We start from the raw sequence: 13,513 nt of genomic DNA, 5'->3' as shown, positions 1-13,513 counted from the left end.
GCTCGCGTTGAATCTCACACCCGGCTCACACCTTCAGGTACTTGAGCAGCGCGAGGAACGCCGCTAGGGCGGGCATGATCACGCCCACCGCGGCGACGAGCGGCAGCACCTTGAGGACCGCGTCGTACCCGATGAAGCTGATGAGCTGGATCTCCTGCGCGAGGAAGTTGTCGACCAGGAAGTACTTCCCGCCGAGCAGGAGGACGCAGGCGAGCGCGGCCCCGATCAGGCCCGCCACCGCCGCCTCCAGGATGAACGGGATCTGGATGTAGAAGCTGGACGCCCCCACCAGCCGCATGATCCCCGTCTCCCGGCGCCGGCTGAACGCCGACACCCGCACGGTGTTGACGATCAGCAGCAGGGCGACGACGAGCATCAGCCCCATGATGAACAGCGCCGCCCGGTTCATGCCGTTGAGCAGGTTGAACAGGTTCTCCAGCAGGCCGCGCTGGTCCTGCACCTCGTACACGCCCGCCCGGCCCGCGAACGCCGTGGCGATGACGTCGTACTTGGTGGGGTCCTTGAGCTTGACCCGGAAGGACTCCTGCATCTGGTCCGCGGTGAGCGAGGCCCCCAGCGGCGAGTCCTTGAACTGCTCGTTGTAGTGCTTGAAGGCGTCGTCGGCGGACTCGTAGTAGACCTTGTCCACCACGCCGAGCTGCTTCAGGTCCGCCTCGATCTCCCGCTTCTGCTGGCCGGTGACCGCACCCCGGTCGCAGCGCTTCGGGTCCATCTCGGCGTCGTTCTTGTTGCACAGGAAGACCGAGACCTGGACCTTGTCGAACCAGTACCCCTTCATGGAGTTCACCTGCTGGTTGGCCAGCAGGGCGCCGCCGAGGAGGGCGAGGGAGATGGCGACGGAGACGACCACCGCGAAGGTCATCGTCAGGTTCCGGCGGAGACCCGTCCCGATCTCCGACATGACGAACTGGGCGCGCATGGCGTCCTTTCAGTGCTGATAGCCGTAGACGCCGCGAGACTGGTCGCGGACGAGACGGCCCTGTTCGAGTTCGATCACGCGCTTACGCATCTGGTCGACGATCTGCTGGTCGTGCGTGGCCATGATGACCGTCGTACCGGTCCGGTTGATGCGGTCGAGCAGCTTCATGATGCCGACGGACGTCTGCGGGTCGAGGTTGCCCGTCGGCTCGTCGGCGATCAGCAGCATCGGGCGGTTGACGAAGGCGCGCGCGATGGCCACCCGCTGCTGCTCACCGCCGGACAGCTCGCCCGGCATGCGGTCCTCCTTGCCACCGAGGCCGACCAGGCCCAGCACCTCGGGCACGGCCTTGCGGATCTGGCCGCTCGGCTTCCCGATGACCTCCAGGGCGAACGCGACGTTCTCCCCCACGGTCTTGTTGGGCAGCAGCCGGAAGTCCTGGAAGACGGTGCCCAGCTGGCGGCGCATCTGCGGCACCTTCCAGTTGGACAGCCGGTTGAGGTCCTTGCCCAGGACGTGCACCTGGCCGTGGCTGGTCCGCTCCTCGCGCAGGACGAGCCGCAGGAAGGTGGACTTGCCGGAACCGGAGGACCCCACGAGGAAGACGAACTCACCGCGGTTGATCTCCAGCGAGACGTCGCGGAGCGCGGGGCGGTGCTGCCTCGGATACGTCTTGGAGACACTGTCGAATCGGATCACTGATTTACACCACGTCGGCCTGGGTAGGGGCATTCGGGGCCGCGGCGCGGCTCCTTGTCGGTGGAGTGACCCTACGCGAAGCGGCGGACACGTCGCAGTCGGCCTCCGTATTTTGCGCACGTATGCGGCATCCCGCGAAGCCTGGCAGAGTGGAGGGCGGCAGAACCCTTGGGGAACGAATCACTTTGCGGGGGCGTTGGCGCAGTGAAGGAGGACTTCGCATGACGTGCGACCGACTGGTGTGCGCCAACTGCGCCGGGCCCGTGAACGAGGCGCGCTGCACCGTGTGCCGCGCCCAGCGCGACCGCCTGCACCGCCAGGGACCGCTGGGCACGATGACGCCCGGGGCGCTGCTCGCGCTGCTGCTGGCGCTGCTGTCCGTGGTGCTGGTCGCCCGGCAGATGGCGCTCTGAGGCTCCACACCGCGCGTTCCGCAGCGTACCGGCACGACTACCGAAGGGCCCGGACACGGCAGGTGTCCGGGCCCTTCGTGCGTCACGTGCCGGTGATCAGGCCGTGGCCGCGCCGTTGCCCCTCATCAGGCGGGGCAGCAGGCGGAAGCCCACGCCACCGGCGATCATCGTCGCGGCGCCGACCAGCAGGAACGCGGTCTCGGTCGCACCCGTCTCGGCCAGCTCCTCGCCGCCGCCCTGCGGGGTCGCGGGCTGCGGCTTCTGCTGCGGAGTGGTGATGTCCTCCTTGGCGCCACCACCCTGCGGCGTCTCGTTGTTGCCGTCCGGGCCGAGACCGCCGTCGCCGCCGCCCTGGCTGCCACCGGCCTGGCCGCCACCGCTCTGGTCGCCGCCACCCTGGGTGCCCCCGCCCTGGGTACCGCTGCCGTCCGTCGGCGTCGGAACCGGGCCACCGCCACCGCCGCCGTTGCCGCCGTCGGTCGGCGTCGGGTCCGGCTGTCCCCCGCCCCCGGTGCCGTCCGTCGGCGTCGGGTCCGGCTCACCGCCACCACCGGTGCCGTCGGTCGGCGTCGGGTCCGGCTGCTCCCCGCCCCCGGTGCCGTCCGTCGGCGTCGGGTCCGGCTCACCCCCGCCGCCGGTGCCGTCGGTCGGCGTCGGGTCCGGGATGACGTCGCCGCCGGTGCTGCCACCGTCGGTGACACCGCCGTCGGTGACGTCGTCGTCCAGCGTGGTCACGGGGCTGCTGCCGCCCTCGTCGCCGGCGGCCTGGGCGACCCCGGCGACGGTGAGCGAGGCGCCCGCCGCGAACACCGTCCCCGCGATGATCCGGGCCACGCGCATCCGCGTCTTGGAATTGGTCACTGCCAACTACCCCCAGTAGCTGTCTTGTCGATGGAGCAGCGGTACCGGGCTCTCATGGTGCCGGGGCACCGGCGCGGGAGCCCACGGCCACTTCGGTGACCGGGCTGCCCCGTTCGCCCCCCACATGCGCACTCGTCCCTGGCACACGCCTGCTGATCGGACAGCTTTCCCAGTTTTCACACCACCGTCAAGCGAGGTGTGCCCGAATTGCCCGTCGTAGCGGGTCAGTTGCGCCGGGGCGGAGGCGGATGTGACCCACCCGACACCCCCGGAGGGGAGCCGCCCCGGGGCGCGCGGGGCGGCGTCAGCTCGCCGGGGCCTCCTGCTGCTTGCGCCAGCGGATGCCCGCCTCCAGGAACCCCTCGATGTCGCCGTCCAGGACGCTCTGCGGGTTGCCGACCTCGTGCTCGGTGCGCAGGTCCTTCACCATCTGGTAGGGCTGGAGGACGTAGGAGCGCATCTGGTTGCCCCAGGAGTTGCCGCCCTCGCTCTTGAGCGCGTCCATCTTGGCCTGCTCCTCTGCCCGCCGGTGGGCCAGCAGGCGGGACTGCAGGACGCGCAGGGCCGCGGCGCGGTTCTGGATCTGGGACTTCTCGTTCTGGCAGGAGACGACGATGCCCGTCGGGATGTGCGTCATGCGCACCGCCGAGTCCGTCGTGTTGACGGACTGGCCGCCGGGCCCGGACGACCGGAAGACGTCGACCCGGATCTCGTTCTCCGGGATGTCGATGTGGTCGGTCTGCTCCACGACCGGCATCACCTCGACGCCCGCGAAGGACGTCTGGCGGCGGCCCTGGTTGTCGTAGGGGGAGATGCGCACCATGCGGTGCGTGCCCTGCTCGACGGAGAGCGTGCCGTAGGCGTACGGCGCCTTGACCGCGAAGGTGGTGGACTTGATGCCCGCCTCCTCCGCGTAGGAGGTGTCCAGGACCTCCGTGCTGTAGCCGCGCCGCTCGGCCCAGCGCAGGTACATGCGCTGGAGCTGCTGCGCGAAGTCGGCCGCGTCCACGCCGCCCGCCTCGGCCCGGATGCTGACCATGGCCTCGCGCTCGTCGTACTCGCCGGAGAGCAGCGTGCGGATCTCCAGTTCGTCGACGGCCTTGCGCAGCGACGCCAGCTCGCCTTCGGCCTCGGCGCGGGTGTCGGCGTCGTCCTCCGTCTCGGCCAGCTCGAACAGCACACCTGCGTCCTCGATGCGGCCGTGCAGGTCCTCGATCTTGCGGAGCTGGCCCTGGAGGTAGGAGAGCTTGCTGGTGACCTTCTGTGCGTTGTCGGGGTCGTCCCACAGGGAGGGGGCCGCCGCCTGCTCTTCGAGCACGGCGATGTCGGCCCTCATCTTGTCGAGGTCGAGGACGGCCTCGATCGACTCCATGGTGGAGGCGAGGGACTTCAGCGCTTCGGATACATCGACGACTGCCACGCCCCCAGCGTACCGGCTGGCCCGGCGGGTGCGGCCGGGTCAGCCGGCGGCCGGTGCGCTGCCCCCGCCGACGCCGGTGTCCACGCCCGTGACGGCGTCCGTCCCCGGGTCCGTTCCCGGGTCGGCGCCCGCGCCGGGGAGGAGGTCGGGTTCGACGGCGGGGGGCGCGCCGTCCGGCCCGTCCGGGCCGCCGCCGAAGGCCAGCCAGCCGCCCACGCCCAGCGCGGCGGCGGCGGCCGTCGCGGCGGCGGCCAGCCGGACGCGGCGGCGGCGCACGGCGGCGCGGTGGCGCGCGGACCCGGCGCGCGGCTGTCCGGGTGCGCGGGGGGCCCGCGCGGTTCCGTGCGCGCCGCCCGCCAGTTCCTCGGCGCCGGGCACCCGCATGCTGGTGTGCGTCTCGCGGTTGGCCGAGTCCGGGGCGGCCGTGCCGCGCACCAGCGGGACGGCGCCCCTGGCGGGCGGGGGCTCGTAGGCGGCGGGCTGCTCGTACGGGGCGGGCTCCGGCTCCGGCTCGTCGATGTCGAGCGCCGGGTACCCGGCGAGCGCGGGGCGCAGCTCGCGCAGCCGGGCGGCGAGTTCGGCCGCCCGGAACCGGGACGCGGGCGCCTTGGCGAGGCACTGGTGGACCAGCCGCCACAGCTCGTCGGGGATGCCGGGGAGGGGCGCGACGGCCTCCGTCACGTGCCGCCGCAGGACGGCGCCCGGGTGTCCGCCGCCGAACGGCGTGAACCCGGCCAGCAGCTCGTACAGGACGGTGGCGAGCGCGTAGATGTCGACGGCGGCGCGCGGCGGCAGGCCCTCGACGATCTCCGGCGCGACGTAGTCGGGGGTGCCGACGACGCGGCCCCCGCCCGCGCGCCGTGGTGCGTCGATCAGCCGGGCGACGCCGAAGTCGGTGAGCAGGGCCCGGCCGTCCGCGCCGTCCAGCAGGATGTTCTCCGGCTTGACGTCCCGGTGGACGTACCCGGCGGCGTGCGCGGCGGCCAGGGCCTCGGCGATGTCGGCGGCGACGGCGACGGCGTCGGCCGGGGTGAGGCGGCGGTCGCGGTCGAGCAGGGTGCGCAGGTCGGTACCGCGCACGAGGTCCATGACGAGGGCCAGGTCGTTGCCGTCCACGACGAGGTCGCGCACGCCCACCACGTGCGGGTGGTCGAGGCTCACCAGCGCGGCGCGCTCCTGTACGAAGCGGCCGACCAGCTCCTGGTCCGCGGCCAGATCCTCGCGCAGCAGCTTGATGGCGACGGGCCCGTCCGGACCAGAGCCCAGCCACACCGTGCCGGCGCTGCCCCGCCCGAGGATCTGGTGAGCGGTGTACCGACTGCCGATCTTCCGTGCCATGGCGTCCAAAGTACGCCGCGCCGGCGCCTGTGGGGGCTGCGAACGGCGGTAACCACCACTTCTCCGGGGGAAAGAACCCCGTGGAAGTCGACAAATCTCCCAACCGGTGCGGACGGGCCGTCAGCACCGCGTCAGGCGCCGACGGCCTCCCGCATCTCGGTGAACCAGTCCGTGACCGTCTGCCAGAAGCTGCGCCCCTCGGCGACCCACTCGGGGACGGGGGTGAAGTTCCAGATCAGCGCCACGATGGCGACCAGGATCAGGATCATGAACAGGCAGCCCTTGAGGCAGCCGAGGCCCGGGATGCGCATCGGGTTCGCGCTGCGCTGCCGCGCGCGGCGCGGCTCACGCGGCTCGGGGGCCGGGCGGCGCGGCTCGTACCGCTGGGGCTGGGGCTCGTAGCGCTGCGGCTGCGGAGGGGGCGGCGGCGCGTACTGCCGCGGCTCGGGCGGGGCCGGGGCCTGCGGCGGCCGGGGCTGGGACCGGGGCTCGTAGCGCTGCGGAGGGGACGGCTGCTGCGGGGCCTGCTGCTGCCGGGGCTGCGGCCGTCGCGGCTCGCCGTACTGGGGCTGCTGGGGCTGGTGGGGCTGCTGCGGGGCCGGGCGGCGGGCGGGGCGGCGGCGCAACGGGTCGTCGCCGGGGTCCATCGGCTGGAACTGGGTCTGCTCGTTGCGGTCCCGCGCGGCCCGCATCTGCTGCTGCCAGGGGTGCGCGCCCCCGTCCGCCGGGCGCTGCGGCGGCTGCGCGTCCCCCGGGGACGCGGGCGGCTGCTGCGGCATCACGGCGGTGGGCCCGGCGTCCGGGCCGCCCGGTCCGGCCCCGGTGTGCGGCAGGACGCTCGTCGCCGCGTTCGGGTCGTGCCCCGGGCCCGCGGAGCCGGAGGGGAGCACCTGCGTCGGGTCCGCGTCCCCCGTTCCCGGCACCGGGGAGGGGTGCGGGTCGGGGGCGAGCAGGACGGCCACGCCGAGGGCGGCGGCGTACTGGTCGGCGCTCGCCTCCGGGGCCAGCCCGGCGGCCACCGTGCGCAGGCCGCGCGCCAGGGCGGCGGCGCCGGGGCGTTCGGCGGGGTTCTTGCGCAGGCAGCGTTCGACGACGGTCCACAGCGGCTCGGGCACGTCCTGCGGGCGGCGCGGCTCCTCGTTGAGGTGCCGGTGCAGCACCTCCAGCGCGCTGCCGCCGCCGAAGGGCGGACGGCCGGTCAGCAGCTCGTAGAGCAGGATGCCCGCGCCGTAGATGTCCACGGCGGACGTCTGCGGCCTGCCCTCGGCGGACTCGGGGGCCACGTAGGCGGGGGTGCCCACGAACTCGTGGGTGCGGGTGAGGCCCGGGGAGTCGGCGAGGCGGGCGATGCCGAAGTCGGTCAGCAGCGGGCGCATGCCCCGGTCGTCCTCCGCGAGGAGCACGTTGGCGGGCTTGAGGTCGCGGTGGACGACGCCGTCCTCGTGGCTGGCGGCCAGCGCGTCCGCGATCTGGGCGGTCAGGAGCGCCGCGCCGACCGGCGAGAAGGGGCCGTTCTCGCGCAGGTACCGGTGCAGGTCGGGGCCGTCGACCAGGTCCATCACCAGGGCCAGCATCTCGCCCTCGACCACCAGGTCGCGGGTGCGCACGATGTTCTCGTGGGTGAGCCGCAGCAGCACCGAGCGCTCGCGCAGGAAGCGCATGACGATGTCGGGATCGCCCGCCAGCTCCTCCTTGAGGACCTTGATGGCGACCTGCTCCCCCGGGTGGCCGGCCACGGCTGCCTCCGCGCCCGCCGTCTCGCGCTGCCGACCGCGCCACACGGTGCCCGTGGCGCCGCGCCCGAGGGGCTCCTCCAGGACGTACTTGCTGCCTACGGGCCGCACGTCATCGGCTCCCTGCTCGTGGTGGCTGGATGGTCCGGCACGGCGCCGCGTCGCGGCGTCCGTCCGACCGCCACTCTAGTGCTCCGGCCGGGGCGCGGCCCGGGGCCGTCCCGGGCCGGCGGGCAGGCGGCGCCCCCGTGCGGTCGCCGCCGGTCACCGGCGCGTCAGCGGCGGGTGTGAAACCGGCCACATCCGCTGCCCCTTCCGGTCTCCCCCGGTCAATCAAGATCATTGGCAGGTGCTCGCGGCATGAACTGTCAGTCGTGAGTGGGAGGATGCAGCTACGTCCCGGCTCGCGCGCATGCACCCCAGGGGAACGCGGCACGGGTCTGGACGCTGCGGCGGGTTGTGGCTGAACCGGGAGGGTCCGATGCCGAACCAGATCCGGCTCACCGTCCGCGGGCCGCACGGCGGCCCCGGGCAGGGTGGGGAGGCGTGCGACGTGCTGGTCACCGCGCCGCCCGGTACCGTGCTCGCGGCCGTGACGGGCGGGCTGGCCACGGCGCTGGCCGCCGCGGGCGGCGGTACGCCCGCGGCCACGCGCGAGGGCGAGTCCGCCGCCGTCTACGCGGGCGCCCGGCGCCTGGACGCGCAGCGGCAGGTCCTCGGCGAACCACCGCTGGTGGACGGCGCCGTCCTCTCCCTGTACGGGCCGGCCGAACCGCCGGCGGCGGCCGTGCCGGGCGGCACCCGGCTGCACGTCGTCTCCGGACCGGACGCGGGCGGCGTCCACCTGCTGCACCCCGGCCAGGTGCGGATCGGCCGCTCGGCGGACGCCGACGTCGTCCTGGACGATCCGGACGTCTCCCGGCTGCACTGCGTGGTGACGGTCACCGAGGCGGGCGCGGTCGGCGTGGCCGACCTGGGCTCGACGAACGGCACGGCCGCCGACGGCGTCCCCGTCGGGGAGCGCCCGGTGCCGCTGCGCCCCGGGGCGTCGCTGCGGCTGGGCGAGTCCGTGCTGCGGCTGCGCACGGACCCGGTCACGCTGCCGGAGGCCGAACCCCTCCAGGGGCCGGTGACGGTCTCCGGCTACGGCGACAGCCGCAGGCCCACCCCGCTGCGCGGCTCCGCCCTGCCCTACGTGCCCGAGCAGGGCACGGGTCTTCCGGAGGCGCCCGGCCGCCCCGCCGCCCCGGCGCCCCACGGCACCCCCCAGGACGCGCCCGCGGCCCACGCCGTGCCCGTGCCCGCCGCGCCCCCCGCGTCCGCCGTCCCGGCCGTGCCCGGCGGCTCCACCCACGGCACCGGGGTCATCCACTCCGTGCCGCGGCAGCAGTCCGCCGCACCCGTCCCGCCCGCGCCCGGCCCCGAGGCGTACGGCCCCGAGGCGTACGGGCCGCAGGACGAGCGGCGGAACCGGGGCATAGGCGGCTGGGCGCGGCGGCTCACCGTCCGGCGCCAGGGCGCCGGGCACCCGGGCGGGCCGCCGGGGCGCCCCGCCCCCGCCCGGCCCGAGGCGCCCGCCGCCCCGAGGCCCGGCCGCCCGCCCGCCCCCGTCTCCGACCCGGGCCGCTGGCCCGACCCGGCGGACGTCCTGCTCACCGCGCTCGGCCCCGGGCCGCGGCTGTGGGAGCGCGGCCCGGGGCACGAGGACGCCCTGACGGTGCGGATCGGCACCGCCCACCACGCCGCGCACCCGGGCACGCCACTGGCCGTCCCGCTGCGCGAGGCCGGGTCGCTGGGCCTGGCCGGGCCGCGTCCCCGGCTGCTGCCGCTGGCCCGTTCGGTGCTCGCCCAGCTCGCCACCCTGCACCCGCCCGGCACGCTGGAGATCGTCCTGCTGGCCTCGGGCCGTACGGGACGGCAGCGCGTGCGGGACTGGTCGTGGCTCGGCTGGCTGCCGCACCTGCGCCCGGCTCACGGGCAGAACTGCCGCCTGCTGTTCGCCTTCGACCGCGAGCAGGCCACCGCCCGTACGGCGGAGCTGGTGCGGCGGGTGGCGGAGAGTCCGCTGGGCCCCGGCTGGGGAAGCGCGGAGCGGGCCGAGGTGCGGGCGGCGGCCGAACGGTACGAGGGCCCGGCCACGGTGCTGGTCGTGGACGGCGAACCGGGCACGGCGGCCCTGCGCGAGACGGTGGCCGGACTCGCGGCGGGCGGCGCGGCGGCGGGCGTGCACGTGCTGTGCCTGGCCGACACGCCACCGGCCACGCCCACGTCCCCCCAGGCCGACACCCTGGCCGCCGCCTACGCCGCCCTGCCCGCCTTCCGCGAGTGCGGCGCCGTCGCGCTGCTGAGCGGCGCCGTGGCCACCGCCGTCCGGCTGGTGCGGCGCGGCGGGGACCAGGCGGGCGAGGCCGCCACCGTGGACGGGGTGTCGGCGGCCTGGGCGGAGCGGGTGGCCCGCGCGCTGGCCCCGCTGCGCGAACCGGCACCGGAGGGTGCGAAGGCCCCCGTCGCGCGCCCGGCCGCGCCCCTGCCGGACAGCTCGCGGCTGCTGGACGAGCTGGGCCTGGCCCGCGCCACTCCGGCCGCGCTGCTGGCCCGCTGGCCGGACGCGGCGGCGCCGGTTGGCGCCGGTCTGGTCCTGGGCGCCGGGCCGCTCGGCCCGCTCGACGTGGATCTGGCCGCCGGGCGCAGCCACCTGCTGGTGAGCGGCGCGGCCGGCAGCGGCAAGACGGAGCTGCTGGCCTCCCTGGCCGCCTCGCTGGCGGCGGGCGAGCGCCCGGACCGCCTCGGCCTGGTGCTGGTCGACGGCGCCCGGGAGGGCCTGGGCGGCGTCACCGAGCTGCCGCACGCCGCCACGTACCTGTGCGCGGGGGACCCGGTGCGGATGCGGGCGTTCGCCCAGGCGCTCAGCGGCGAGCTGAAGCGGCGCGCCGAAGTGCTGGGCGAGGTGCCGTACGAGGCGTTCACGGGCTCGGGCGCCGGCGGGGAGCGGTCCGGTGCCGCCGGGGCGCCCGCGGGCGGCGGGTCCGGCGGGCCCGCCGGACCCGACACCGAACGGGGCACGCTGCGGCTGCGCCCCCGCGCCGGCAGCCGGGGAACGGAGCCGCCGCTGCCCCGGCTGGTGGTGCTGGTGGACGACTTCGACGCGCTGGTCGCCCCGGAGCTGGGCAACCCCGGCAGGCCCGCGGCGGGCTCGGTGGTGCGGGCCCTGGAGGCGGTCGCCCGGGAGGGCCTGCGGCTCGGCGTGCACCTCGTCAGCGCGACCGGCCGTCCCGACCGCACCGCGCAGACCGCCGCCGACCAGGGCGCGTCCCTGCGCGTCGCGCTCGGCGGGGGTCCGGCGGACGGGGAGGTGCCGCCCGGACGCGGGGTGCTGCACCGGCCGGACGGCTCGACGGTCCCGTTCCAGGGCAGCCGGGTCACCGCCCGCATCCCGCGCACGGCGACGCAGCGGCCCACCGTGGTGCCGCTGGAGTGGGCCCGCGCCGGTGATCCTCCGGCGCGCCGCCCGGTGCGGGAGCTGGGCAACGGCCCGACGGACCTGGCCCTGCTGGCCAGCGCCGTCGAGCGCGCCGCCCGCGAGGCGCCCGCCACCCCGCTGCCCCCGCTGCTCTGACCGTCCGCCCGCTGCCCCGGCCCCGCGCTCGGGGCCGGGGCAGCGGGCGGACGGCGCGGACGCGCGGGCCGCACCGGCGCGGAGGCGGGGCCCGCGGACGCGTGCCCGCCGACCGCTGCGGTGCGGAGCCACCCGTCCGGCTCAGGCGGCTGTCCCCCGTACGGGTCATAGGCGCACCGCCCTGCCCCGAACGCCCGTCCCCCGCTCGCGCGCCAAGCATTATCGGCTTAACAGACCGGCGTCGCAGATCCGCCGTCGAGACCGCGCCCACCCCGGGATGTGCCGTGCCCCGCTTCAGCATCATCGTTCCCGCCCACCAGGCCCAGGCGTACCTGCCGGAGTGCCTGGAGTCCGTCCTCACCCAGTCCTTCCCCGACCTGGAGCTGATCGCGGTCGACGACGGCTCCGCCGACGCCTGCGGCGGCCTGCTCGCCGAGGCGGCGGCCGGTGACCGGCGCATGACCGTGCTGCGGCTGGCCGAACGCTCCGGAGCCGGGGCCGCCCGCAACGCCGGGCTCGCCCACGCCCGCGGCGACTACCTGCTCTTCCTGGACAGCGACGACACGCTCACCCCCGGCGCGCTCCAGGCCCTCGCGGACCGGCTCACCGAGACGGCCGACCCCGACGTGCTCGTCTTCGACCACGAGCGCACCTACTGGTACGGCCGCACCGACCGCGGCGGCCCCGCCGGGCTGCTCACCCACCACGAGCCCGAGGTGTTCCTGGCCCGGGACCATCCGGGGCTGCTGCGGCTGCCGCCGGTCGCCTGGAACAAGGCGTACCGCAGGGACTTCGTCGCCCGGTCCGGGCTCCGCTTCCCGCCCGGCGCCCACGAGGGCGTCCCGTTCACCTGGTGGGCGCTGCTGACCGCCGAAGCCGTCGCCGTGCTGGACCGGGTCTGCGTCGCGCACCGGCGGCGCCGCTCCGGCGGACAGTTCGCGCAGGCCCCCCGGCGGCACTTCGACCTCTTCGGCCAGTACGACCGCGTCTTCGCCTTCCTGGAGGACCACCCGCGGCTCGCCCGCTGGCGCCCCGTCCTGTACCGGCGCATGAACGACCACCTCACCGCACTGATCCTGGCGCCCGGCGCGCTGCCGCGCAGCCTGCGCGTGGAGTTCTTCCGGCGCAGCAGCAGGCAGTGCCTGCGGCACCGCTCCGCCGCCGGGCGCACCGAGCTGCGCCACCTGCTCCTGCGGCTCGGCGCCCGCCGCACCTTCCGGCTGCTGGGCACGGCCGGCGGCCTGCGCCGCCGGGCGCGCGCGGCGGGCCGCGCGGTGCACGGCACGGCGGTGCGGTTCCTCTACCGGCTGCACCGCCGCCGCCCTCTCGACTCGGCGCTGGCGGTCTTCGCCGCGCCGGGCGAGGGCGGCTACACCGGAGACCCGGCCGCCCTGGAGGCCGCCGCGCGACGGCTGATCCCGGGCCTGCGCACGGCCTGGGCGGGCACGCCGCAGGAGGCCGCCGGCCTGCCCGACGGCGTCCGGCGGCTGCACCCGGGCTCGGCCGCGCACTGGCGGGCCCTGGCCCGCGCCACGTACCTCGTCACCAGCGGCGACGTCGAACCGGGGCTGCGCAAACGGCCGGGGCAGACGCTGGTGCAGACCCACCGCGGCACCCCGCTGGGCCGCGAGGGCCTGGACCTGGTCCAGCACACCGGCCACCCGGTGGCCGGGCTCGGCACGGACTTCGCCGCGCTGCTGGCCCGCATCGACGACTGGGGCTACAGCCTCTCCGCCAACCGCTACTCCACCCTCGCCCGGGAACGGGCCTACCCGGGCGACTACACCACGCTGGAGTACGGCGCGCCGCGCAACGACGTGCTCCTGCGCGCCACGGCGGCGGACGTGGCCAGCGCCCGCGCGGAGCTGGGCGTACCGCGCGACGCGGTGGCCGTGCTGTACGCCCCGGCCGAACGGGAGTGGCTGCGCGGACGGCCGCACGGACTGGACCGGGCCCGGCTGGCCCGCGCGCTCGGGCCCGGCTTCTTCGTGCTGGACGGCGGACCCGGCGGCGCCCGGCACCCGGTGGCCCGCCGGTGCCTGGCCGCCGACGTGCTGGTCACCGACTACGCGCCGCTGATGTTCGACTTCGCCAACCTCGACCGGCCCATCGTCGTCCACGCCGACGACTGGGCGACCTACCGCGCCACCCGGGGCACCTACTTCGACCTCACGGCGGCCCCGCCCGGCCCCGTGGTGCGCGACCTGGCCGCGCTCGTCCGGCTGCTGCACGGCGGCGGCTGGCGGACGCCCGACAGCGCCGCCCTGCGCGCGGCGTTCCGCGCCCGGTTCTGCCCGTACGACGACGGGCACGCCGCCGAACGCGTGGTGCGGGCCGTCTTCCTCGACGGGACGGGCCTGCCGCCCGTCGTCCCGCCCGAGCTGCGCCGCACGGCCCCGCCGCCGGAGCACCCGGCGCGCGGCCGCCTGGTGCGCCCGGCGGACAGCCGCACGGCGCCGGTCGCCGGACCGGCCCGCACCTGAGCCCTGCCCC

General features: G+C 76.1%; 9 protein-coding genes. 3 read left to right on the top strand and 6 right to left on the bottom strand.

Going from position 1 to position 13,513, the window contains the following annotated elements; genetic code table 11:
* Positions 1–25: 25 nt before the first annotated feature.
* Together ftsX and ftsE are read right to left on the bottom strand one after the other, a co-directional pair.
* Positions 26–940, bottom strand: a complete 915-nt coding sequence (gene ftsX, locus V1J52_RS07700; protein WP_330138897.1) for a permease-like cell division protein FtsX — start codon at positions 938–940, stop codon at positions 26–28.
* Between the two features lie 9 nt (positions 941–949).
* Entirely contained in the window at positions 950–1,639 is a 690-nt protein-coding gene (gene ftsE, locus V1J52_RS07695; protein WP_330138896.1) for a cell division ATP-binding protein FtsE, read from the bottom strand.
* A gap of 221 nt (positions 1,640–1,860) precedes the next feature.
* Here ftsE and V1J52_RS07690 point away from each other — a divergent pair, with 221 nt between their 5' ends.
* Positions 1,861–2,052 (top strand): hypothetical protein, encoded by a 192-nt coding sequence (locus V1J52_RS07690; RefSeq protein WP_330138895.1) that lies wholly within the window; start codon positions 1,861–1,863, stop codon positions 2,050–2,052.
* Positions 2,053–2,148: 96 nt separating this feature from the next.
* Here V1J52_RS07690 and V1J52_RS07685 read toward each other — a convergent pair whose 3' ends face one another.
* The 4 genes from V1J52_RS07685 to V1J52_RS07670 all read right to left on the bottom strand — a co-directional run bounded on the left by V1J52_RS07685 (position 2,149) and on the right by V1J52_RS07670 (position 7,515).
* On the bottom strand, positions 2,149–2,913 hold the full coding sequence (locus V1J52_RS07685; RefSeq protein ID WP_330138894.1) for a hypothetical protein: 765 nt from the start codon (positions 2,911–2,913) through the stop codon (positions 2,149–2,151).
* A 304-nt stretch (positions 2,914–3,217) separates the two neighbouring features.
* The gene (gene prfB / locus V1J52_RS07680; protein ID WP_330138893.1) at positions 3,218–4,333 is read right to left on the bottom strand and encodes a peptide chain release factor 2; all 1,116 of its coding nucleotides are present in this window, start codon (positions 4,331–4,333) and stop codon (positions 3,218–3,220) included.
* A gap of 39 nt (positions 4,334–4,372) precedes the next feature.
* On the bottom strand, positions 4,373–5,671 hold the full coding sequence (locus V1J52_RS07675; RefSeq protein WP_330138892.1) for a serine/threonine-protein kinase: 1,299 nt from the start codon (positions 5,669–5,671) through the stop codon (positions 4,373–4,375).
* Positions 5,672–5,802: 131 nt separating this feature from the next.
* Positions 5,803–7,515 carry a serine/threonine-protein kinase gene (locus V1J52_RS07670; RefSeq protein ID WP_330138891.1) on the bottom strand — a complete coding sequence of 571 codons (1,713 nt, stop codon included), beginning with the start codon at positions 7,513–7,515 and terminating at the stop codon, positions 5,803–5,805.
* A gap of 370 nt (positions 7,516–7,885) precedes the next feature.
* Between V1J52_RS07670 and V1J52_RS07665 the strand changes: the two genes are divergently transcribed.
* Together V1J52_RS07665 and V1J52_RS07660 are read left to right on the top strand one after the other, a co-directional pair.
* Entirely contained in the window at positions 7,886–11,020 is a 3,135-nt protein-coding gene (locus V1J52_RS07665) for an FHA domain-containing protein (protein WP_330138890.1), read from the top strand.
* Positions 11,021–11,304: 284 nt separating this feature from the next.
* Positions 11,305–13,503, top strand: coding sequence for a bifunctional glycosyltransferase/CDP-glycerol:glycerophosphate glycerophosphotransferase (locus V1J52_RS07660; protein ID WP_330138889.1), 2,199 nt, complete (start codon positions 11,305–11,307; stop codon positions 13,501–13,503).
* The last annotated feature ends 10 nt before the right edge of the window (positions 13,504–13,513 follow it).

The organism is Streptomyces solitudinis, assembly GCF_036323765.1.
Lineage (GTDB): Bacteria > Actinomycetota > Actinomycetes > Streptomycetales > Streptomycetaceae > Streptomyces.
This window is presented reverse-complemented; position numbering and strand designations above follow the sequence as displayed.

Coding starts and splice junctions, on each gene's coding strand:
- V1J52_RS07675 (WP_330138892.1), bottom strand. CDS start 5,671: ATGGCACGGAAGATCGGCAGTCGGTACACCGCTCACCAGATCCTCGGG.
- ftsX (WP_330138897.1), bottom strand. CDS start 940: ATGCGCGCCCAGTTCGTCATGTCGGAGATCGGGACGGGTCTCCGCCGG.
- V1J52_RS07665 (WP_330138890.1), top strand. CDS start 7,886: ATGCCGAACCAGATCCGGCTCACCGTCCGCGGGCCGCACGGCGGCCCC.
- V1J52_RS07690 (WP_330138895.1), top strand. CDS start 1,861: ATGACGTGCGACCGACTGGTGTGCGCCAACTGCGCCGGGCCCGTGAAC.